Origin of the sequence: Thalassobacillus hwangdonensis (genome assembly GCF_042675915.1) — a bacterium.
Taxonomy (GTDB): Bacteria; Bacillota; Bacilli; order Bacillales; family Halobacillaceae; genus Thalassobacillus_A; species Thalassobacillus_A hwangdonensis.
Window position 1 is genome coordinate 308,876 of sequence record NZ_JBHTKL010000006.1, and the last position, 20,120, is coordinate 328,995.

At 42.3% G+C, this 20,120-nt stretch carries 26 protein-coding genes and 1 riboswitch; of the genes, 7 read left to right on the forward strand and 19 right to left on the reverse strand.

Annotation, left to right across the window (positions count from 1 at the left end; genetic code table 11):
• Positions 1-90: 90 nt before the first annotated feature.
• The 9 genes from ACFQ2J_RS17155 to ACFQ2J_RS17195 all read right to left on the reverse strand — a co-directional run bounded on the left by ACFQ2J_RS17155 (position 91) and on the right by ACFQ2J_RS17195 (position 4,837).
• A complete protein-coding gene (locus ACFQ2J_RS17155) occupies positions 91-285 on the reverse strand; it encodes a hypothetical protein (protein ID WP_386063459.1) in 195 nt (64 codons plus the stop codon).
• 31 nt (positions 286-316) lie between these two features.
• Positions 317-763 (reverse strand): nucleoside deaminase, encoded by a 447-nt coding sequence (locus ACFQ2J_RS17160; protein WP_386063464.1) that lies wholly within the window; start codon positions 761-763, stop codon positions 317-319.
• 11 nt (positions 764-774) lie between these two features.
• Entirely contained in the window at positions 775-1,689 is a 915-nt protein-coding gene (locus tag ACFQ2J_RS17165) for an EamA family transporter (RefSeq protein WP_386063466.1), read from the reverse strand.
• 119 nt (positions 1,690-1,808) lie between these two features.
• Entirely contained in the window at positions 1,809-2,288 is a 480-nt protein-coding gene (locus ACFQ2J_RS17170; protein ID WP_386063469.1) for a GyrI-like domain-containing protein, read from the reverse strand.
• 23 nt (positions 2,289-2,311) lie between these two features.
• Positions 2,312-2,659, reverse strand: coding sequence for a hypothetical protein (locus ACFQ2J_RS17175; RefSeq protein ID WP_386063472.1), 348 nt, complete (start codon positions 2,657-2,659; stop codon positions 2,312-2,314).
• A gap of 133 nt (positions 2,660-2,792) precedes the next feature.
• Positions 2,793-3,155 carry a hypothetical protein gene (locus ACFQ2J_RS17180; RefSeq protein ID WP_386063476.1) on the reverse strand — a complete coding sequence of 121 codons (363 nt, stop codon included), beginning with the start codon at positions 3,153-3,155 and terminating at the stop codon, positions 2,793-2,795.
• Between the two features lie 60 nt (positions 3,156-3,215).
• On the reverse strand, positions 3,216-3,509 hold the full coding sequence (locus ACFQ2J_RS17185; RefSeq protein WP_386063479.1) for a TIGR04104 family putative zinc finger protein: 294 nt from the start codon (positions 3,507-3,509) through the stop codon (positions 3,216-3,218).
• A 21-nt stretch (positions 3,510-3,530) separates the two neighbouring features.
• Complete coding sequence (locus ACFQ2J_RS17190) at positions 3,531-4,043, reverse strand: hypothetical protein (RefSeq protein WP_386063481.1); 513 nt, start codon at positions 4,041-4,043, stop codon at positions 3,531-3,533.
• 20 nt (positions 4,044-4,063) lie between these two features.
• Positions 4,064-4,837: a Cof-type HAD-IIB family hydrolase gene (locus ACFQ2J_RS17195; protein WP_386063483.1), complete on the reverse strand. Its 774-nt coding sequence runs from the start codon at positions 4,835-4,837 to the stop codon at positions 4,064-4,066.
• A 180-nt stretch (positions 4,838-5,017) separates the two neighbouring features.
• Between ACFQ2J_RS17195 and ACFQ2J_RS17200 the strand changes: the two genes are divergently transcribed.
• Genes ACFQ2J_RS17200 through ACFQ2J_RS17215 form a run of 4 tightly spaced genes read left to right on the forward strand, consistent with a single transcriptional unit; the run spans position 5,018 to position 7,089 of the window.
• On the forward strand, positions 5,018-5,473 hold the full coding sequence (locus ACFQ2J_RS17200; RefSeq protein WP_386063486.1) for a hypothetical protein: 456 nt from the start codon (positions 5,018-5,020) through the stop codon (positions 5,471-5,473).
• 24 nt (positions 5,474-5,497) lie between these two features.
• On the forward strand, positions 5,498-5,944 hold the full coding sequence (locus tag ACFQ2J_RS17205) for a hypothetical protein (RefSeq protein ID WP_386063489.1): 447 nt from the start codon (positions 5,498-5,500) through the stop codon (positions 5,942-5,944).
• Between the two features lie 13 nt (positions 5,945-5,957).
• Positions 5,958-6,683: a hypothetical protein gene (locus tag ACFQ2J_RS17210; protein WP_386063492.1), complete on the forward strand. Its 726-nt coding sequence runs from the start codon at positions 5,958-5,960 to the stop codon at positions 6,681-6,683.
• Between the two features lie 22 nt (positions 6,684-6,705).
• A complete protein-coding gene (locus ACFQ2J_RS17215) occupies positions 6,706-7,089 on the forward strand; it encodes a hypothetical protein (protein ID WP_386063494.1) in 384 nt (127 codons plus the stop codon).
• Positions 7,090-7,132: 43 nt separating this feature from the next.
• On the opposite strand, the gene ACFQ2J_RS17220 is transcribed toward ACFQ2J_RS17215, so the two are convergent.
• The 3 genes from ACFQ2J_RS17220 to ACFQ2J_RS17230 all read right to left on the reverse strand — a co-directional run bounded on the left by ACFQ2J_RS17220 (position 7,133) and on the right by ACFQ2J_RS17230 (position 10,568).
• Positions 7,133-8,548 carry a sodium/glutamate symporter gene (locus ACFQ2J_RS17220; protein ID WP_386063497.1) on the reverse strand — a complete coding sequence of 472 codons (1,416 nt, stop codon included), beginning with the start codon at positions 8,546-8,548 and terminating at the stop codon, positions 7,133-7,135.
• Positions 8,549-8,968: 420 nt separating this feature from the next.
• Positions 8,969-9,835, reverse strand: a complete 867-nt coding sequence (locus tag ACFQ2J_RS17225) for a pirin family protein (protein WP_386064017.1) — start codon at positions 9,833-9,835, stop codon at positions 8,969-8,971.
• A 121-nt stretch (positions 9,836-9,956) separates the two neighbouring features.
• Complete coding sequence (locus ACFQ2J_RS17230; protein ID WP_386063500.1) at positions 9,957-10,568, reverse strand: HD-GYP domain-containing protein; 612 nt, start codon at positions 10,566-10,568, stop codon at positions 9,957-9,959.
• A gap of 12 nt (positions 10,569-10,580) precedes the next feature.
• Positions 10,581-10,664, reverse strand: a riboswitch (cyclic di-GMP riboswitch).
• 205 nt (positions 10,665-10,869) lie between these two features.
• Here ACFQ2J_RS17230 and ACFQ2J_RS17235 point away from each other — a divergent pair.
• The 3 genes from ACFQ2J_RS17235 (at position 10,870) to ACFQ2J_RS17245 (ending at position 13,311) form a co-directional block, all read left to right on the forward strand.
• Entirely contained in the window at positions 10,870-11,949 is a 1,080-nt protein-coding gene (locus tag ACFQ2J_RS17235; protein WP_386063503.1) for a GGDEF domain-containing protein, read from the forward strand.
• A 272-nt stretch (positions 11,950-12,221) separates the two neighbouring features.
• Positions 12,222-12,800 carry a glycerol-3-phosphate 1-O-acyltransferase PlsY gene (plsY, locus tag ACFQ2J_RS17240; protein WP_386063506.1) on the forward strand — a complete coding sequence of 193 codons (579 nt, stop codon included), beginning with the start codon at positions 12,222-12,224 and terminating at the stop codon, positions 12,798-12,800.
• 100 nt (positions 12,801-12,900) lie between these two features.
• The gene (locus tag ACFQ2J_RS17245; RefSeq protein WP_386063509.1) at positions 12,901-13,311 is read left to right on the forward strand and encodes an Imm10 family immunity protein; all 411 of its coding nucleotides are present in this window, start codon (positions 12,901-12,903) and stop codon (positions 13,309-13,311) included.
• Positions 13,312-13,559: 248 nt separating this feature from the next.
• On the opposite strand, the gene ytxJ is transcribed toward ACFQ2J_RS17245, so the two are convergent.
• The 7 genes from ytxJ to ACFQ2J_RS17280 form a co-directional block, all read right to left on the reverse strand.
• The gene (ytxJ, locus tag ACFQ2J_RS17250) at positions 13,560-13,904 is read right to left on the reverse strand and encodes a bacillithiol system redox-active protein YtxJ (RefSeq protein WP_386063511.1); all 345 of its coding nucleotides are present in this window, start codon (positions 13,902-13,904) and stop codon (positions 13,560-13,562) included.
• 390 nt (positions 13,905-14,294) lie between these two features.
• On the reverse strand, positions 14,295-15,740 hold the full coding sequence (locus ACFQ2J_RS17255; RefSeq protein ID WP_386063514.1) for a protein adenylyltransferase SelO: 1,446 nt from the start codon (positions 15,738-15,740) through the stop codon (positions 14,295-14,297).
• A gap of 211 nt (positions 15,741-15,951) precedes the next feature.
• Positions 15,952-16,422: a divergent PAP2 family protein gene (locus ACFQ2J_RS17260; protein ID WP_386063517.1), complete on the reverse strand. Its 471-nt coding sequence runs from the start codon at positions 16,420-16,422 to the stop codon at positions 15,952-15,954.
• A gap of 119 nt (positions 16,423-16,541) precedes the next feature.
• Positions 16,542-17,027 (reverse strand): LptM family lipoprotein, encoded by a 486-nt coding sequence (locus ACFQ2J_RS17265; protein WP_386063520.1) that lies wholly within the window; start codon positions 17,025-17,027, stop codon positions 16,542-16,544.
• 112 nt (positions 17,028-17,139) lie between these two features.
• On the reverse strand, positions 17,140-18,816 hold the full coding sequence (locus ACFQ2J_RS17270; protein WP_386063523.1) for an FAD-dependent oxidoreductase: 1,677 nt from the start codon (positions 18,814-18,816) through the stop codon (positions 17,140-17,142).
• Positions 18,817-18,959: 143 nt separating this feature from the next.
• Positions 18,960-19,355 carry a VOC family protein gene (locus tag ACFQ2J_RS17275; RefSeq protein ID WP_386063526.1) on the reverse strand — a complete coding sequence of 132 codons (396 nt, stop codon included), beginning with the start codon at positions 19,353-19,355 and terminating at the stop codon, positions 18,960-18,962.
• 27 nt (positions 19,356-19,382) lie between these two features.
• Entirely contained in the window at positions 19,383-20,042 is a 660-nt protein-coding gene (locus ACFQ2J_RS17280; protein WP_386063529.1) for a hypothetical protein, read from the reverse strand.
• Positions 20,043-20,120 lie beyond the last annotated feature (78 nt).

Here is a 20,120-nt window from a genome sequence, read left to right on the forward strand (position 1 = left end):
GTTTTACAATAAATATATATTATTTTGCAATCTATTTTTATTGTTGATCCCATAAAAATAGCCCTCCTTAATTTAAGGAGAACTTACTGCTTAGGTATTCCTATCCGCACCCTTGTCTCTCAAGTAAAAAACCAATGCCAGCAGGAAGTAGGCAAAAACTCCACCTAACAGCATTCCAATCCACCAAGAAAAATCAAAGTCCCCTGTCCATAGTCCTCTTATCAGAAAGACTATGGAAAAGCCGATCAGTGTGCCTATCAGAAGGTTAACCTTTACATATTTCATGCCCACCAACCTCCAGGATTATTAATCATGTCTATTGCTTCCATAGTTTCATCGGGTTTTCCTGTCCTTCTTCCAATGGTATGCGGCGGAACTTAAGCTCACGATCCTCTTTCTGTTTCTTTAGTTCTTCATAAACGAACTGTGATTTCCCCAAGCCTGCGTCCACTGCCTCCTCCACAGGCTGACAATAGTAAACCTCATCTATTCCAGCAAAGTACATCGCGGTCAGACACATAGGGCACGGCTCGCCGCTTGCATACATCACGTGACCGGATAATTCGAGCGTCTGCAGTTTTTTCTGCGCACGCCTAATAGCAAGCAATTCAGCATGTCCACTGACATCGTAGGTCTTGTGAAGTTCGTTCACTCCTTCAGCTACCACCTCGTTGTCCTTAACCAGCACCGCACCAAATGGCTGGCCACCTTCCTTTACGTTCTGAACAGCAAGCTCAACAGCGCGTTCCATGAATCGATCCATGTTACATCCTCCTATTCATGCACTATTTTTTCTCTATACCCTTTTTTCCTTCTTATAAAGGATTCTCCCAGCTCATTCATGAAAATTGCCAGAATGATGAGCAGGATCCCGAACCATTGCAGTGGACTGACTGATTCCGAAAGAAAGACCATCGCCGAAATGATGGCTACTGGAAGTTCCACAGAGCTTAACACATTGGCAAGTCTGCCTGGAATCAGCGGTGCACCTGCCGCGAAGAACCACGGCGGAAGCACCGCCCCTACCATTGCAACCCCGAACGCAATCAGCCATAATCGCCCATCGCCTAGAGGAACCGACGTAATTTCCCTGACAAAAACAAGGAGCATCAGCACGAGAGATCCCGCCACCATAAGCGCACTCCGCAAGATTGGATGAGACTTGGTAGCTACTTGTCCACTGAAGAAAATGAATCCCGCATAGGATGCGCCTGATAACAACCCTAAAACGAGCCCGATCGTTGGTAATTCAGCTACATCTCCTCCGATAATTTCAGAAGCAAACACGACTCCGGTCAGCGTAACGACCAAAGATAATAGATTGACCTTAGTCGGTACGGCTTTGCTGAAGATCCACTCATAAATCATCCCCATCCATACAAACTGGAAGAGCAGAATAATCGCCAGGGAAGCAGGTATGTACAGCATCGCCCCATAATAAAAAATACCAGTCAAACCTACTGACGTACCGGTGGCGACGACCTTCAGCACATCGCCTTTTGTCATCCCTTTCAGCTTCAATCCTTTTACTATGCTGATTCCCCACAGCATAGCGAATGCAACCAGCATTTGCGTAATATTCAATTGTCCCAGCGTATAACCGTATGAAAATCCTGTTTTCACGAAGATAGGAGTAAAACCGAAGCTTGCTGCTCCGATCAATACCAGCGTAATTCCTTTCGTCTTCATGATGACTAAACCTCCTTCACTCCGCACGAAATACCTGCTTTAATACTTCCACTTAAGGCTGGATTTAAACTAAAACGACGTAATCCATTGTTAAGGATTACGTCAAAGTGTACTACAGCTTACTTTACAGGATCACATAAGTCTACATTGTCTTCATTTTCTGACCACTCGGAATAGATTTCGAGCGTCCACTTTTCAGGCGTACGCTCATAGCCATTGTCTGTGATCCACTGATGCAGATCCGTATAAACATCAATGATTTCCGAGGAGTGTCCTTTGAAGTTCAGCACTGCGTATTTCTGTTTAGGAATCGTCAGGCTGACCATGCCCTCAGGGACATCCTCGATTGCTTCCACTTCAAAACAGGACCAGTAGCCGTCTTCATCCTGTGATTCTTCAGCCACTTTGAACGCACCGATTAAGTTGACCGGCTCCACCAGATGCTTGATTTCGGATTTTCGTTCGACTAGCTTCATCGATGCCTTTGGAATCTCCTCACCAAATTCTTTCATATCCTCACAAACTACTCGGAAACCAACTAGTTTCTTTTCACCAATTTCCTTTACACCGCGATATTCGATCCGTTTTGTTTTCTCCATTTATAAACCCCTCTCTTTTTTCATCAGGATAATTTCCATGATGGTATCAATGAATGAAAGCCGAAGAAATAACTCATCGGAATGTGAATGATCGTGTAGATAGTGAGTGTAACGGCATAGGTGATGAACCACACTGGAACACTTACACCAAGGAACAGATACAGTAAAATCATACCTACCGGGAACGGCATCAATACGATCAACCACATCGGACTTCCTACAGCTTCCGTCAACGCCCCTAGCGTCACCACAGAAGCACCGATTACGAGCGCCTGCCACACAGAAAGATCTAGTGTGAAGACCCTACTAGCTACATAATAAGAAAACCCATTCAAAGAAATCGCCAATAAAAAATCAAAAAAATACTTCATGCCTTCGCCTTCTTTAATTTTAATAGGAGGATTCGTTTAAAAATTTATGTAAAATGGTTGCTTTTGAGTGTCGAGACACAGCTCGATTCTCAGGCGGAATTCGATAAAACCACTATCTCTAGCGCCTGTGATGTTACTGGGAATAGACGATAATCTTTTCGGCAACTTCCCGATCCGGACCATCCTTCCTGACCCAAACTTCAACAAGATCCCCTTCAGCGAGAACTTTGACGGAATCTTTCACGCCCTCTACTTTTGTGTCTTCGTCAAAGTGAATTTCGTAGGAAGGATAGGATGCCGTCGGGTCGGTCATGGGAGGTGCAATATGCATGCGCGTTTCTGATACTTCAAGAATGTAAAGATGCCGATAATCGGACGTTGTTTCGGATTGATTCGTTACATCCACAAAAGAGTCAGGATTTGGAGTAGGGTAGCTTTCCTGCATGCATCCAGCTAAGAGTGTTAAAACAATTGCAAGTGATAATAGAAATTTCATAAACTCCCTCCACACTGTATGGTCCTTCTTACTTATTGGACGAGATAAACTCGGAGTCGGTTACAAATTTTTACGAGTTAACCTTAAACAAAATGGAATGATCAAAGTCACAACTGAGATCACAGTAAATGTAATCGTAATGGAGGTTGATGTAGAAACAAAGAAGGATGTCAGAATCATAGGAGCTGGCCAAATGAGGGAGAGGATACCTACATAATGTCTTGTCTGCTGACTGATGTGGTGGTGTTGTTTACAGTAAGGACATTTCTTTAATCTCCTTAAATTGTAGCATTGTTTGAAAGTCTCCCAGAAACTCCATTCCTCCCCACAATATTGGCAAACTGGCAGTTTCATTGAGTAACCTCCCTCTACCTACTAGCGTTTAGCAGAAACGAAAAATTGATTCGAAGTGTACTCCGTTTCCTTGAGAACCGCCTGAAGCAGGGTCTCCTCCATTTCCTGATCAATTTCCTCTTCGGTCCAGATGTTGATTTCGAGCTCTTTATCTTTCATCGAGACGACTTCAACATTCACAGTGAAATCAGATAGATGCTGGTCCAAAACGGATTGAACTTTTTCTTTTGCATCCACGTGCATTTTCTCAAAATCATATGAGTCAGTAATTTTCTGATCAGAGATATTCTGTCCGACATAAAAAATCAATTCAGGGTTTTCACGTTCATACGCTTTTGCATGGTAGGTCTGGTGGATGATGTCATAGTTGATATTCTTGACCACAAAGTCTCCATCGTAGTTACTTTCCAAATGTTCTTCGAATGCTTTATCGTATTTGTACAAGTCCCATGGAGTCCCGTAATTAAAGAAGAAAATTCCTGATAGGATGATAATCAGAAAAAAATAAAACGGTTTCGATTTCAACAGCTTCACGAAATCCTCCTCCTTCCCTATTAGATGAGATTGTAGTGCGCCAATGCGAAAGAAATTCCATCCTCACTTGATTTCTTCGTGACGAAGTCTGCTGTCTGCTTTAGTTTTTCACTTCCATTTCCCATTGCTACACCCACCCCTACAAGCTCCAGCATATCAATATCATTTTCTCCATCTCCGAATGCAATCGCTTCTGAAGGGGTGTAACCAAAATGTTCAAGCACCTTTAAAATCGCAACTGATTTCGACACATCCTCCTGAAGCACATTCAGCACATATGGATGCCATCTTCGAAATGTTAAATTCGGAAAAGCCTTTTGGTATTTTTCAGCTGTTGGATCATCTCCGAATAAACACAGCAGATAGATTTCTTTTTGGTGAATCGAGGGATCAACTGCCGGGTATTCGTCCAGCGCTAATGTCTCCTTCAATGCATTGGATATCTCAGGTTCTTTAACCCCATTCATATTGAAGTCTTCAGTATAGAAAGATAATCCGTGGTTCTCCACCTGTGAAAACTCAACTACTTCCTTGACTAGCTGTTTATCCAAAGGAATCTTATGTAATACTTTATCTTTATGCGTTACGTATCCGCCATTTGCCGTGATGAAGGTATCTATTCCTAAATCCCTGATTTCTTCACACATTGAAAGAGGTCTTCCTGTAGCTGCCACCAGTTGGATTCCGTTTCTTTTCAATGATTGGATTGCGAGTTTTGTAGATTGGGAAATGCTTCCGTTGTCGTGGTGAGTGATGGTGCCATCAATATCGAAAAAAATGATTTTATAGGCCATGTCGTACTCCATTCTTCTCTATACATATTAAAGCAGGAAAAAAATCCTATATCCTAATATTACCACATCACTTTTTTCAGGTTGAAATGCATATCAGTGATAATAGTATTTTGGCAATATTTAACTTTTAAATGATATAATAAAGAATGGGAAGTAAACCAGAGCAAAGGAGGTATGCAGTTGAGAAATAAGCAATTTTTCTTGATAACTGTATGGATTATTCTCTTAACTTCTTTTGTTCCAAGTAAGGCATCCGCGACAACTTGGGAATATTCATTTGTTGTTTGGGACGGTTATATTTATGTGATTAGTGATGAGGAATATGTTACAGATGTTGATAAAGAAATTGGTCATGTCACAAAGTATTCAGATATGGACCAGTATGCCGGTAACTTTTCTAATACGTACAAGAAAGGTACGAAATATTATTCGATTGAAGGCGTCAGCACGGACGAAGCAATCGCCATTGAAGAATCCGATGGTCAATACATAAAGGCTTATCGAGAAGAAAAATATGGGTACGGATCTATTTTTGATGTGCAAAGGATTGTCATGGTTCTTATCTTTTTAGTGATGGGGATTTTTGCTATATTTGTCGGTTATAAATTGCTTGAGAATAAACGTGATGATAAGTAAAGATTAACTAAAGGGGGGATTTATTTGAAAAAATTCAATAAGGCATCCCTTATATATGGAAGTGTAGGATTATTATTGTTCCTTTTAACGATCCCTACCAATTTCAACTTGATCGGGTATAATTACAGCTTTGATGAAGAAAGTGAAGTTTTTACCATTCAAGAAGGATATTTTAATAAGGAATACACCCCAGTACACATTACTAACGATAACGCCAGTACATTATCCTTAATAATTTTGTCGGTTGCAAAAGCGGACAATATTTGGATAATGAATATTTTTATACTCTCCATGTTTGCAGCAGCTTTGTTCCTCTTGTTCAATAAATCGTTCAAGCATTCTACTAAATTCTCAAAAAAGTATATTCTACTCTACTTAGTATTATTTATCTCTTTTATCATTTGGGATATTGACGTTAACCTGGATTCTTATCAGGAAGTAAAACACTATGTAAATGAATTAAAGAGATGAAGAGGATGAGCAGATGAAAAAGGTAAATGATTTCTCACCATTTCATTGGATTACAAATGAAACAGAGCCAATTGATTTTGATAATTGGACAGGTAGCAGAGTTGAAAATTTCATCCCAAAAAGATTTACTCATTTCGCTAAACTGATGCACCCTCTTTACCCGGATATAAATATAAAGAATGAAGCTTTATTATGGAGTGATTGTGACCCTGCTGAAGAAGTAACCTTTAATTTTGGAAAACGGATCTTATTGAAAGATTTGGCTGAAAAATATGGCCTTCCATTTAATAAGGAATTTAGTTTCCACTCGTTTGTAAATGCAGTGGGCGGCTATCCTCGATATTTGCCAGGACCAGTTGAAGACAGTATGGATGCTGAAATGGTTCCAGAAGTAATTAAGGTTCTAAATCCATTTACAAAGGGAATGTGTTTCTTCCATTATGACCTATTAAAGGTGAACGAGTATGAGGAAGAGCACGGCTATGGTCATTTGTATTATGGGAATTTAATAGATGTTGAACAGCTCGCTGCTAAAGAAGAAATACGGGATTATCCAACCTACTGGTGGCCAGAGGACAAGAGCTGGTGTCTTTTTACCGGAATTGATTTTGACTTCACCTTATTCGGTGGAACTAAAAAGATGGTGGAAGCATTTCAAGCAAATGCTGAAATTGAATGCATTAAAGTAGATATGCGGACACGAGTAGATGATCATGCAGATAGGAAGAATTTTTCCTGAATGATGTGGGGAGGTTTGGAAGGTGGATTTCATCTACATAGCATCAATAATTGTTGCGCTTTCTTTTGTATCAATTGCCGGGTTTCAGGTGCTTCTTTCCCTTGGTTTCCCCTTAGGTGAATTTGCAATGGGAGGCCAACATAAAATCCTCCCCAAAAAATTAAGAATTGTGAGTGTTATTAATGCTTTAATTCTCTTATTCATGGCTTTCGTTTTTCTACACCATACAGATGTCTTGAATTGGTCTTTCTTTATATCTACCAATATAGCGGTATGGGTGATAACGATTTTTCTCGGAATGAATACAGTAGCAAACCTGATCTCACCGAGCAAAAAAGAACGTTTCGTTATGACACCATTATCAGGGGTCACTTTCATCCTATGTTTATTTATCGTCTTATCCTAAAACCATAAAAAAATGCTGCCTCATCAGAGACAGCATTTTCAACTTAAGATCCTTTTTTACCGAAATAGAATAATCCTGCTAACACACCAGTCAATGACATGACTGCTGCGAACGCCAACATCGGCACCGCTCCGAATTGCGCGATGAATGGAACGGATAAGGCTGTTACAAGCCCCCCGCCAAGGAACGGTTCATACACCAATTGTTTATAACCGAATGCTTCGAACGCAGGCGATTTGCTATCCGGATCGACAATCCTCATGAGTAACAGTCCTGTTGCAGTAACACCCATGGATTGACCGAAGTCCCCAATACCACGTTCAAACCAATATTGCGGAATGATTCTCGGAGCAAGAACCAGGAAACCAACAACGTTCCATGTGATTCCAGCAACTGCCAGCACAATGAATGGCACAAGGTATTCGCCAATGACATCGAGTGACACAGAAGCAATCGCGGTCAAAATAAGGATATCCAGTGCAAAACCTTGGATACGAGCAATCATCGGACGGTCTAACACATCATGTTTATCCGTCTTATCAAAGAACAACTGTAAGAGTATGCCCCCGATCATTGCAATAGGGAACAATGGCACATAGGTCATGATTTCACTATCCGTCCAAGCACCCCATGTCACACTTTCTAATGCAATCAGTCCCTCCAGGATGACATACCCGATGAGAACTGCCAGTGAAATGAGCGCAAAGTGGAAGGATAACGGTTCGATTGATTCTGGTCTTACTGTCATATTAGCTGCAGGTTCACGATTTTGGAACTCCATGATACCCTTCTTTTTCAAATTAGAGAATTCTTTAACGTCTTTGACAATCTCTGTCTTCTCTTTTCTGACTGCCCAGTTGATCATGATGATACCGAAAATGACACCAGATAAAATACCAACTGTAGCTAAACCGATTGCCAGATCAAACGCTTCAGGAAAGCCTAGATCCTCAAACGTCTGGGCCATACCTGCCGCTGTACCATGACCTCCTTCAAAGGCAACCTCGATAAGGGCACCCGCCATTGGAGGTATATCGTAGAATGGCACGAGGATCAGCAATACTACCAATAGACCGACGACATATTGTCCCCAGCCAATTGCCCAACCGAAAGCTAACTGCGGGCCCCCATAATTCCAAATATTCTTAAGTGTGGGCGTCTTCGCCCCAAGGAATAAGGCCGCAAATACAATGTTAATCAGCAGGCCAGGTAATGCTTCCCAAACCTGAGTGATCCCTTCAGTCATGATTCCATTCGTGAAAAAGTTGTCTTCTGAAACGAAGGGGGTAACTAACTTACCAAGCACCTGAGGACCAAGAAGTAAAGCTAGAAAGCCACCGATGATGGATGAAGGCAGAAATAAATTTTGGAAGATCGGAAATTTAATCCGGATCAGCTTCCCTAACAGCAAGAAAATCGAAATATATACTAAGGCAAAACCTATCTGGGCAGGCGTCATTTTACCTCTCCTTTACATTAAATATCTTAGAGAGAGTTATACCCTGTGGACGCTATTTGCCAAACATAGGAAAAAGATTTCATAAAAGTCAAATTTTTTGTGCATTTTCAATCACAGGAATTGAATGCCTATTAAGGGGTGTGGGAGATTGAAAAACTTTAAGAAAGAGTATCCAATTCTAAAACAGGATGAATACCATCGGAAAATGAAAAAGAAAAACAAAGGGCTTGTCATTGATACTATTACCGGTTTTATTAATTTTTTATTGAAGATAATCTTTAGATAATCCTAGCTCCACATAAATGTGCGTTGGAAGAAACAAATTATTGCTCAAAAAAAGAGGAGCTCAGAAATCGAAGCTCCTCCTTTTTAATACACACATATTAACAACTAATCTCGACAGATGGCACTTTAGTTATTTTATACTGCCGGCGGTCCAAACTTTCCGTTGCGGAAATCTTCGTATGCCTGCTTAATTTCTTCCATTGAATTCATGACAAATGGACCATGCGCGACCACTTGCTCACGTATCGGCTTGCCGGAATAAACGAGCACTCTCGTTCGGCGCTTTTTGGAAGTGACCTTCAGTTCGCTTGTTGCGTCGTTAGGAGCCTCTTCGTTAAAGCTCAGAGTTGCTACACCATGTTTGTTCAAATTCACCGGATCTTCCCCGATATCTGCTGAACCGGCAAGGACATATGCGAACGCATTGTGATTCTCTGGCAGGTCGAGGGTGAACGAAGCACCTTCTTCCATCGTCAGTTCCGTCAACGTGATCGGTACGATAGAATCCATCGGGCCTTTCACACCTGCCACGTTTCCTGAGAAAACTTTTGCCTGGCCGCCATCAAATCGTACGACCGGCGCGTCTTCACCATAAAGGTTCTGATATCTCGTTCCGGTGAATTTCTTTTCCTTCGGCAGATTCAGCCATAGCTGAAGGGTATGCGCGATATCATCTTCGACACCGTCCTCCGCGTGCCTTGCTCCGCCACCGGCATTCATGTACTGAACGTCACCTGGCTCAAGGATATCTCTTCCCCCACCATTGTCGATGTGCTCCAGCCTTCCATCGACGACATAGGTGATCGTCTGGAAGCCGCGGTGTGGATGATCGGTGAATGTTCCCTTCTTGAACCAGTCTTCCGCCATCAGGATGAACGGATCGAACATCTCGAACTGGCCAGCAGGCAGGACCCACCCTTTCTGGATCGAAGGGAATCCTACCTCATCGTATTTCACATACCACTGTTTATCTACATTACGTTTGAACTCTGCCACACTTATCCTTCCCTTCCTACTTTCTTGATTCTATTCTAGGAACAGTAGGAAATAATGTCCAAATATGTGCCCGAAATAAAATTAGAGGCTCCCATACACATTGTGCTGGGAGCCTCATTCTTTAAATTTATAAAGGAAGAGATTTTTTCATACTCTTCTCACGGATGAATTCTTCAAAGAGATCGACATAATCTGCATCATAGTGGGTATCCCCATGCTTCCTCAAGTCTTCAAGCGCCTCTCCTGGTGTGAAAACTTTCCCATAGGATCTTGCACTTATCATGGCATCATAACTATCGATGATCCGCAAGATTCTCACACAGGAATCCAGCCTTGCACCCTGCAATCCATAAAGATAGCCGGAACCATCGAGGTTTTCGTGATGATACAAGACCACATCTGGTTCTAATTTAATGTCCGTATGGTCACTCAAAATTTCAGTACCATATCGCGGATGCCCTTTTAAAATATGCCACTCCATATTAGTAAGTGGACTTCGCTTCTGTAAGATGCGCTTCGGGACCTGCAGCTTTCCGATATCGTGAAGCAGCACAGAAAGCACCCGTGAAGGCACCAGCATTTTCGACAATGACCAATAATCACAGAACCTTACATAATAATCGGTTACCTGTAACGAATGTTGATATGTAATGGCGTCATGTTTCCGGAGCTGTTCTAGTAAATCCTTTGCAGAAGGAGAATACACATTTAAGTAATAATCCAAAGGGGAAAAACTCATCTTTCATACCTCCATTTAGGAGCCGGTTGCACTAGTGACTCCCGATAACTCAAGTGCCCACATGAAGAGTTATCGTTCATTGCCTTCTCTTCGTTGATGTGTGAAGCAGTTATAGCCTTGCTTTGTACCTATTATAATCACTTTTCGGCTTTAATACTAGTTCATACTGGTGAGGAAAAAGGAATTTTATGATTATTTCACAAAGATTTTACATTCTCTTTTCGACATATTTCTTAAAAATGCTATACTTTTAGATAACTATATTTGTAACGATTACCAGTAATGGAAATAGGTGATTTATTTGATTAAGGATCTCGCAGCAAACGCTGCTGTTCTCATATCCTGCTTTTATTTGATGAGTAAAATCTTCCCCAAACCTTTGAATTCCAAGAACTCCTTGAAGACCTCGATAGGTTACGGCTTCTTCTTTGGACTACTCGGCTTACTATTGATGTACTTTTCCATCCAGGCGACTGATACTGTCAGGGTTGACTTGAGACATCTGGCTATCCTCTTCATAGGTTTTTATGGTGGCATTCCTGCCACGATTGTAACGACGGTAATCATTGCAGGAAGCCGTTTCTTCTTCGGTTTTACTGAAGCAGCTTACGTTGCTGTAGCACTCTCCCTGCTGTTGGGAGGCTGTGTAATTTTGCTAGCTAAATATGCACAAATCGACAGCATAAAAGTCAAAATGTTTTTCGGGAATATCATAGGCATGTTATTTGTAACGATCGCATTATATATCACAATCAGTGATGAAGCGTTACGCCAGGAAATCTTACTTTTCTATTGGCCGTTTGGAATCATTGCAGGGCTCTTAGCAGTGAAAGTATTCATTGATATGCAGGAAGCCAACCGCTTATTCCACTTCTATAAAGAATCGGCCGAAGTGGACTTCTTGACTGGACTGAACAACGTACGGCAATTTGACTACTATTTGAATATCTTTACAACCAGGTTTAAAGAAAAGCATGAGAGTTTATCCATTCTGGTAATTGATATCGATCATTTCAAGAAAGTGAATGATACTTACGGCCATGATGCAGGGGATGAAGTGCTGAAACAGCTTGGAGCGATCTTAAACGAGACCTCTCGGGACATGGATATTGTCTCGAGAAACGGCGGTGAGGAATTCTCAATATTGCTTCCTAATTGCAGGCTTACCCAGGCGACTGCTGTTGGAGAACGGATAAGAAAGCGGGTAGAAAACAACACGTTTGTCTTACCGGACAATCAGCCGCTCCATATAACTGTTTCCATCGGGGCTTCGAGCCTGACGAAGCAGGACGTAGTAATCAAAGACTTCCTGAAACGTGCCGACGTCGCTTTATACGAAGCAAAAGAAAGCGGCCGCAACAAACTATGCATCGCCCAATAATAGAGGAGCCGGGATTCACTTTCCCAGCTCCTCTATTGCTTTAACGCATTGAGGGACAGTCCCCCGCTCTGCTAAAGCTTCACCGCGATGAGGGACTGTCACTCATCGCGGTGAAGTGCTAAGGCGTGAAATTTTCTGTGCCTGAGCTAACGGGTTCAGTTTTGGAAGAGAAACGAGCTGAGCAGTTATTACAAGAAGGGTTGCAGGAAAAAATAAATAACAAAGAGAAATACTTATAATAGCAAACTAATAATTGAGGAGACAATACTACTTTGAACATTTTAACTCTAATTTCAAGTTATATAATAGGTTCAATCTCATTTGCTTTAATAGTCGGTAAAGTGTTTTATAAGAAGGATATTCGCAATTATGGTAGTGGAAATCTTGGTGCAACGAATGCTTATAGAGTTTTAGGCATAAAAGCAGGAGTAATTGTTGCAATTGCAGATATATTAAAAGGTACACTTGCTTGTTTACTTCCGATAATACTTAGTTCTACGGTTAACCCTATTGTATGTGGTTTATTAGCCATATTAGGACACATCTTTTCTGTATTTGCTAGTTTTAAAGGCGGAAAAGCTGTAGCTACAGCGACTGGAGTTTTCTTGTTTTTGACCCCTTTAGGCGTTTTTGTTGGTTTCGTTGTATTTGTATTAACTTTGATCTTTACTAAGTATGTATCACTTAGTTCAATGTTGGCTTGTATATCATTATTCATTTACAGTCTAATATTTGAAGATGTAGTTATCATGGCACTTTCTCTATTAATAAGCGTTTCAATAATTATTCTTCATCGACAAAACATAAAGAGAATTCTAAATGGAACAGAGAATAAAATAGTCGAAGGATAATGAGTGTTACTTGTTAAGCGAAAGGGTACTTTTCTTCAATCAGAAGATCGGTCTCTTCTTTTTAAAGTAACGGAGCATGCTAGTTCTAGAAGGATTTAATATGAGAGGGACATGGGGAATGCAAAAACTGTTAAAAGCGAACTTTTTAAATACTGATGTTGATGAGCATACAAATGTCCTTATTATAGGCTTTGCTGATGATGAGTTTAATGCCAACGAATATGTACTTTTACAAAAGTCATTAGTAACTGATGATAAGAGACTAGAATCGAATGAGGTCAATATTACCTATAATGATGAAATCCGTTCAACCTTTGGTGGAATTTTAAATGTAGTTTTATACAAAGATTGTGTAGAAATAGAACTAGATAATAATGCCTCAAGACAACTTCAAACGGAAAAAACAATACAAATATCTTTCGCTGAAAAAGACGATAACTTGTTGAAGTTAAAAACACACTTAATGACAATGTTTCAAGATCATGAAGGAGTATTTAAAAGCGAAGTGTAGTTTTTTTCCTACGCTAACGAGTGCTTTAGTTTAATAAGTGAAAAAATAATATTTCCATAAATAAAACGCTTAGAAAAAATCTGAGCGTTTTATTTTGCTATTCACACTTTTATTTAGAATCGAACTTTTCCCAATACTGAACTTGTTAGGCTGAGTAAAAGGTATCCTTCAATAATCCATATGTTCGTTTTGTGGATGAGGAATATTTGATATTCCCTTTAGTAATCCTCATCTTCAACAATCACCTTCTAACAACCTACCTGAACGGCTTTTCTTATACGCTTTTCTGTTATCTTCCAATGGGATGTATTCCATATAATTCGTTGTTTATCTATGAGGAAAATTTGAGGTGATTTATGAGGAATATTCGTATCCTTTGCGATTTCATCAGATATTCTTCTGTTTTCAATAACCTTCACCATACAGCAATCTATTTCATATTCATCTTCCTTTTTGAACGCTTTCAAATGCTTGAAAGCTCTAGCACTGATCATACAGGAGGTACTATGCTTAAAGACTAATACCGGTGAATCCGTGGAGCGTTTCCATAGGTCCTGCCAACCTTCAAATGAGGTCAGTTCATTAATACCCATCGCCATCCCCCTAGAAATTAATTAATCCCTATTGCCCTTACCGATTACTCCTAATGTCTAACATGGAACCAAAAACTAAACCTAAAACGATACCGAGCGGGAGGCTGATCGCTAGTTGGTCAACAGCTATTCCTACGCTAGTGCCAATTGCTACACCAAGGACAATTCCTATTCCTCGGAACCTTGTCTTTTTCATTTTCCATCTCCTATCTCATGATCAAAAGCACCTTACTATTACATACGGGTTCATTCTTCATACGTTTCATAAACTTCTATAAAAATAAGCGATAGCCACTATGCAGCTATCGCCTGTTTCTTGAATATTTAATTCCGGTATAAATACGTTCACTTTTACTTTTAAATAGCCATCGTTACCTATGATTGAGACCCTTAGGTGCCGCAGTAGGTTCGGTATGGGATGGTGGTTGGTGCTGGTGGTGTGGTATAAGCTTCTTGCTCAGCCCCGTAAGCATATGGGTCAGCAAGCACGTCGAGCAGATTCCGCATCGGCCTTAGATCATCTTGCTCGACCGCTGCTTTCAATGCTTCTTCGACGCGATGGTTCCTTGGGATGACTGCTGGGTTGTTCGCTTTCATCCGCTCTCGCATTTCTTCCTCTGACGCATCCTGCTCAGCCAGCCGCTTCTGCCATTTCTTATACCATACTTCGAATACTTGATCTTCCACCATCTCCACTTCTTCACCGAGAGTCAATGCCCGGAACGTATTCGTAAAGTCTGCTTCATGCTTTTTCATCAGCTTCAGCAGCTCCTGAACCAGGGCTTCATCTTCTTCCGCTTCGCCAAACAATCCGAGTTTCTTCCGCATGCCATCCAGCCAGTACTTTTTAGAAAGCTCGAGGTATCCCTCCATCGCTTCCTGCGCCATAGCCAGCGCTTTCTCCTGGTCCTCATCCAGCAACGGAAGCAATGTCTCTGCAAACCTGGCTAGATTCCAGCCGCCGATTCCCGGCTGATTACCATATGCATAACGTCCATCAGTATCAATTGAGCTGAACACAGTCTTCGGGTCGTACGTATCCATAAACGCACATGGACCGTAATCGATCGTCTCCCCACTGATTGTCATGTTGTCAGTATTCATCACCCCATGGATGAATCCGACATGCTGCCACTTGGCGATCAGCGCAGCCTGGCGATCAATCACCCGCTCCAACAAGGAAAGATACTTGTTCTCATCCCCGGCCACATCCGGGTAATGCCGCTCAATCGCATAATTCGCCAATGAGCGCAGCTTCTCTACATCATCAAGTCCCCGTGCAAACTGGAATGTCCCTACACGAAGGTGACTCGATGCCACTCGCGTCAGAATCGCACCTTCCAATTCTGTTTCACGAATGACCGGCTCCCCAGTCGTGACCACAGCCAGGCTACGCGTCGTAGGTATTCCCAGTCCATGCATCGCCTCACTGATAATATATTCACGAAGCATCGGTCCCAATGACGCCCGCCCATCTCCACCACGAGAGTAAGGCGTCCGACCTGACCCCTTCAACTGGATATCAAACCGTTCACCGTCAGGGGTCATCTGTTCTCCAAGCAATACAGCTCGTCCATCACCAAGCATCGTCAAGTTGCCGAACTGATGGCCAGCATACGCCTGTGCCAACGGTTCCGATCCATCCGGCAACTCATTACCCGCGAACACTTCTGCCGCTGACTCCTTCTGAAGTGATTCTTCATCTAACCCTAACGTTTCCGCTAAATCTTTATTGAAAATGACCAATTCCGGATCCATCACTTTCGTTGGCTCAACCTTAGTAAAAAACTCCTCAGACAATCGTACATAACTATTATCGAAATTCCATTTATTCATAAATAGTTCCCCTTCAGCTTAAGACATCGTTACGAAAAAACTTCCATGGTTAGTTTCCGATTCTCACTCGTTATTATTCCTTTGCTCCAAGCATAGTCCCTCATCTATCATCTTACAAGCAATCGATTTGCTAAAAACTTGACTCTCCCCCCAGATTCATGACGAAAGCTTTTTCTAAATGCACAAAAAAAGAGCCCGACATATCGGACTCTCAATCATTTTCAAATTTTGCTGCAATCACACCTAATGCCACTCCAAGCAATGCACCACCGACAACTTCCAGAGGCTGATGTCCCAACAATTCCTTCAATTCTTTTTCCCGCTCGACGAACTCGAAGCTCGGGAAATCTCCGGACAGTTTTGCAAAATTGTCTTCCAGCTCATTGACCAGCTGCGCGATTTCACCGGTATGGCGGCGGATGCCCTGCGCATCATACATGACGATCACTCCAAAGATTGTCGCCAATGCTGTCTCCGTATGGCGTGATCCCTTATTGGCAGCAATATAGGATGCAAGTGCAGATACACCAGCCGAATGCGAACTCGGCATCCCGCCGGTCGTCGCAATCTGTTTGACATCCCACTTTCCTGTCATCCGTTTATGCGTAACTATCTTCAAGGCCTGCGCTAGACCGATGGCGGACAATGCCGTCCACACCCCACGGTTCATTTTCTTATTCATCATTTCACCCTCCACTTGTCCAAATATCTTCTATCTTTTCATTACCCTAACCCTTTAGGTTTTATTCGAAAGAGGATGAAAAAAAGGCCCCAATGACTGGGACCTTTCCTATAGACTACTTACCATGTGATTTTCGGAGATTCTTTCACTTTCGCACCTTGAGTGATATCATCGGACCCTGTACCGACACCGATTTGCAAGTCATATACTTCAAAAAGTGTTCCGTATGCATCCTTCGATGGACCATCAAGGTCATCATTATAAATCGCAGCATTGGAAGCAAGGTTCCTTACGAAGTTATCGCCCATTTCCTTGCGTGTTTCTTCGTTCATGCTTGCTCCTACTTGAAGTGTCATCAAAATTTTGCCTCCATCCACTTCAATGTAGGCATCTTTCACACCATCATATCCTTTGATGGTTTCGTAGGACATCTTCTTTACATCCTCAGATATTTCAATGTCTTCAGGCTTCAGTTGTGTATTTTCCGCATGTTCTTTTTCGGATGAAGCTGCTTTTTTATCTGTTGATGCTGATTCATCCTGTCCGCATGCTGCCAGTACTATTGAAAAAACGACCAGTAGCATTGCGATGATTATCTTTTTCATTAATGACTCCCCCTAGATGTATCGTTCCTGTTGCAACTTTTGCATTATATCATTCTTTGATTTACAGAAACATACATCCCGACCGGTTACCATAAATAGGATGATTCATCCCCTAAGAGATGGAGACTTTGCGCTGGCTTTCCACTTTTTTTGCCATTCGATAAGTCTTGTAGCCCCCACTCAGATTAATCGCTTCAAAGCCATGATTCATCAACGTCTTGACCGCAAGATAGCCGCGCAACCCGACCTGACAGCCCACATAGATAGGCTGATCTTTCGGTAGTTCATGAAGTCTATCCCTCAGCTGTCCCAAAGGAATGTTCACAGAGCCCGGGATAAATCCGATCTCCCTTTCGGCAGGCTCCCTGACATCGATCAACACCCCACCTTCAGCGACAATCCGATCGATTTCATCGTGGTGCACGACCTTCAAGTCGCCTTCCACAACGTTCGCCGCTGCATAGCCAGCCAGGTTCACTGGATCTTTTGCAGAAGAATACGGCGGCGCATAAGCAAGCTCAAGATCAGCCAAGTCCGCAACAGTCAGCTTCCCTTTAATCGCAGTTGCGATCACATCAATCCGTTTTTCTACACCTTTCAACCCGACTGCCTGGGCCCCGTAGATTTCACCTGTCACAGGATGGAACAGTAGTTTCAATGCCAGGGGACTTCCGCCTGGATAATAGCCTGCATTAGAGATTGGATGCACATGTACCGCTTCATAAGTCACCCCAAGCCGCTTCAGCACTTTTTCATTGCTACCAGTAGTAGCAGCCGTCAGGTCGAAAATCTTTGCCACGGAAGTTCCGAGCGTTCCTTTGTAGGCTGCATTCATGCCGTTGATGTGATCCGCTACCAATCTACCCTGGCGATTCGCCGGCCATGCGAGTGGCACCATTGTCGGCACCTGATGGATGTAATCCTTCACTTCGATTGCATCACCGATTGCGTATATGTTCTCGTCTTCTGTCTGAAGGTGTTGATTGACGACGATTCCACCACGATCTCCAACTGCAAGCCCTGCGCCAGTCGCTAGTTCGTTTTCCGGACGGACCCCGATGGACAGGATGGTCATGTCACTCACAAGCTTCCTTCCGCTTGCAAGTTCGACCTCTTTTCCTTGGTCATAGAACGCCTTCACTCCATCCTTCAAAATGACACGAACTCCCTTTTCAATCAGCTCTTTTTGAACCATCGCCGCCATTTCATAGTCAAGCGTTCCCATCACCTGATCGCCAAGCTCGACGAGCGTCACTTCGATTCCAAGGTGAGCCAGATTCTCCGCCATCTCAAGACCGATGAAGCCCCCGCCAACGATGACTGCCTGTTTCGGCTGGCGCTCATCGACCCAGCCTTTGATTTTGTCGGTATCCGGCACAGACCTCAACGTGAAAATATTTTCAGCCTCTTCATAACCAGGTAATGGCGGTACAATCGGGCGTGCTCCAGGAGACAGGATCAATCGATCATAGTTCTCTGTATAGACGTTTCCTGTCCTTAAATCTTTGATTTCCACCGTCTGCTTGTCACGATCGATACCGACCGCTTCACTCAGGTTGCGAATATCGAGGTTGAACTTTTTAGACATACCTTCCACTGTCTGGACAAGCAGCGCATCCCTGTTCGTAATTACTCCGCCGATGTAATAAGGCAACCCGCAATTGGCAAAAGAAATGTATTCTCCCTTTTCAAGCATGATGATTTCGTCCTCTTCACTCAACCGACGCAGTCTAGCTGCAGCTGTAGCTCCTCCTGCAACTCCACCGACAATGATAATTTTCTTCCCCATGACATTCATCCCCTTTATTGTGAATTGATTCACATGTAACTTTATATCTCTATTCTACTCCTCTTCCACCCGCAAAACAATATACCCCCTTGTGTATTTTTTGCGACAAAAAAATTCCCCTACCTTATCGGCGAGGAACAATTTTATTTCTTATTTGAGTTGTAAGTCTCCATTTCCTTCTCGACCATTTCCCTGTAGTTGTCCTCAAACGGCTCCCAAAGCTCGACCATATTCCCTGATACATCTTCAATCCTGGCAAACTTGCCGTAGTCATACTCCTGAACTTCCTGAATGACTTTCACCTGTTTCTGCACCAGCTTTTCCATAAAAGCATCCAGGTCATCGACGGTAAAATTGAGCTTCGTATGTCCGCCCTCTTTGTTAGCAAACGTGATCAAGGTAAAGGTGTTCGGGTTCAGAAAATTAATGCCATACTCACTTACATCCAGCTCCAGTACATCCCTGTACCAGTCCACCAGCTTTTTCACATCACTGTCGATATTCAGAAAAACGCCGCCAAGTCCAGTTATCCCAGCCATATCATCCATCCTTTCAATTATGGTTCATTACAAAATTCGCAGAGTCTCCCCGTCGATTATCTTAATATGTATGCCTTTCGATGTTCCTCCTCCAATATGATTTGGAACATTCGAAAGATTAAGTGACTCTTTGAAATTAATCCGCCTTTTTTGATTCGCTTCTATCGTAACACGATGAGGACCAGCTAAATTCATCAGTGACTCCATTCGTAAATCATCTTCCTGATAAGTTGAATCCAGAAATTCCAGTTCAAATGTCACCGCTTCATTGCTGCGGTTATGTAATGAAAGATTGCATTTCGCATCCATCAAGTCTTCGTCCACAGAATCGAAACTGCACGCTCCCTCCCCATTGTAGGAGATGGCGTCTATACCCTTCGCAAGTGTCTCCTGGTACATCGTAATGAGAAGCGTCGGTAAAATGGTATAGGCAATCACGACAATAATTGTTGTTCTTAAGCGATACTTTTTCAAACCAATGGCAAGTAGGATGATGGCAGCTATAAACAAAACGGATCCAGTTATACCAAGTGAAATCGAGCCATCATAATTACTTATCGGAAAAGACATAAAGATCGTTCGTGCCTGTGTTTCAACCATTGGATTATTTGGAAAAGGAAAATATAAATACATACAGATTCCCAAAGTAATAAGAGAAATCATTACTGCCACTTTACTACTGAACATCTTATCCCCCATCTCCACTCCTTACGTACATTTTAACATTAATTTACAGTCATCCCCTCGATATTCTCACACAAAAAA

Coding starts and splice junctions, on each gene's coding strand:
- ACFQ2J_RS17155 (WP_386063459.1), bottom strand. CDS start 285: ATGAAATATGTAAAGGTTAACCTTCTGATAGGCACACTGATCGGCTTT.
- ACFQ2J_RS17160 (WP_386063464.1), bottom strand. CDS start 763: ATGGATCGATTCATGGAACGCGCTGTTGAGCTTGCTGTTCAGAACGTA.
- ACFQ2J_RS17165 (WP_386063466.1), bottom strand. CDS start 1,689: ATGAAGACGAAAGGAATTACGCTGGTATTGATCGGAGCAGCAAGCTTC.
- ACFQ2J_RS17170 (WP_386063469.1), bottom strand. CDS start 2,288: ATGGAGAAAACAAAACGGATCGAATATCGCGGTGTAAAGGAAATTGGT.
- ACFQ2J_RS17175 (WP_386063472.1), bottom strand. CDS start 2,659: ATGAAGTATTTTTTTGATTTTTTATTGGCGATTTCTTTGAATGGGTTT.
- ACFQ2J_RS17180 (WP_386063476.1), bottom strand. CDS start 3,155: ATGAAATTTCTATTATCACTTGCAATTGTTTTAACACTCTTAGCTGGA.
- ACFQ2J_RS17185 (WP_386063479.1), bottom strand. CDS start 3,509: ATGAAACTGCCAGTTTGCCAATATTGTGGGGAGGAATGGAGTTTCTGG.
- ACFQ2J_RS17195 (WP_386063483.1), bottom strand. CDS start 4,837: ATGGCCTATAAAATCATTTTTTTCGATATTGATGGCACCATCACTCAC.
- ACFQ2J_RS17210 (WP_386063492.1), top strand. CDS start 5,958: ATGAAAAAGGTAAATGATTTCTCACCATTTCATTGGATTACAAATGAA.
- ACFQ2J_RS17220 (WP_386063497.1), bottom strand. CDS start 8,548: ATGACGCCTGCCCAGATAGGTTTTGCCTTAGTATATATTTCGATTTTC.
- ACFQ2J_RS17230 (WP_386063500.1), bottom strand. CDS start 10,568: ATGAGTTTTTCCCCTTTGGATTATTACTTAAATGTGTATTCTCCTTCT.
- ACFQ2J_RS17245 (WP_386063509.1), top strand. CDS start 12,901: ATGAGAGGGACATGGGGAATGCAAAAACTGTTAAAAGCGAACTTTTTA.
- ytxJ (WP_386063511.1), bottom strand. CDS start 13,904: ATGGGTATTAATGAACTGACCTCATTTGAAGGTTGGCAGGACCTATGG.
- ACFQ2J_RS17255 (WP_386063514.1), bottom strand. CDS start 15,740: ATGAATAAATGGAATTTCGATAATAGTTATGTACGATTGTCTGAGGAG.
- ACFQ2J_RS17260 (WP_386063517.1), bottom strand. CDS start 16,422: ATGAATAAGAAAATGAACCGTGGGGTGTGGACGGCATTGTCCGCCATC.
- ACFQ2J_RS17265 (WP_386063520.1), bottom strand. CDS start 17,027: ATGAAAAAGATAATCATCGCAATGCTACTGGTCGTTTTTTCAATAGTA.
- ACFQ2J_RS17270 (WP_386063523.1), bottom strand. CDS start 18,816: ATGGGGAAGAAAATTATCATTGTCGGTGGAGTTGCAGGAGGAGCTACA.
- ACFQ2J_RS17275 (WP_386063526.1), bottom strand. CDS start 19,355: ATGGCTGGGATAACTGGACTTGGCGGCGTTTTTCTGAATATCGACAGT.
- ACFQ2J_RS17280 (WP_386063529.1), bottom strand. CDS start 20,042: ATGTTCAGTAGTAAAGTGGCAGTAATGATTTCTCTTATTACTTTGGGA.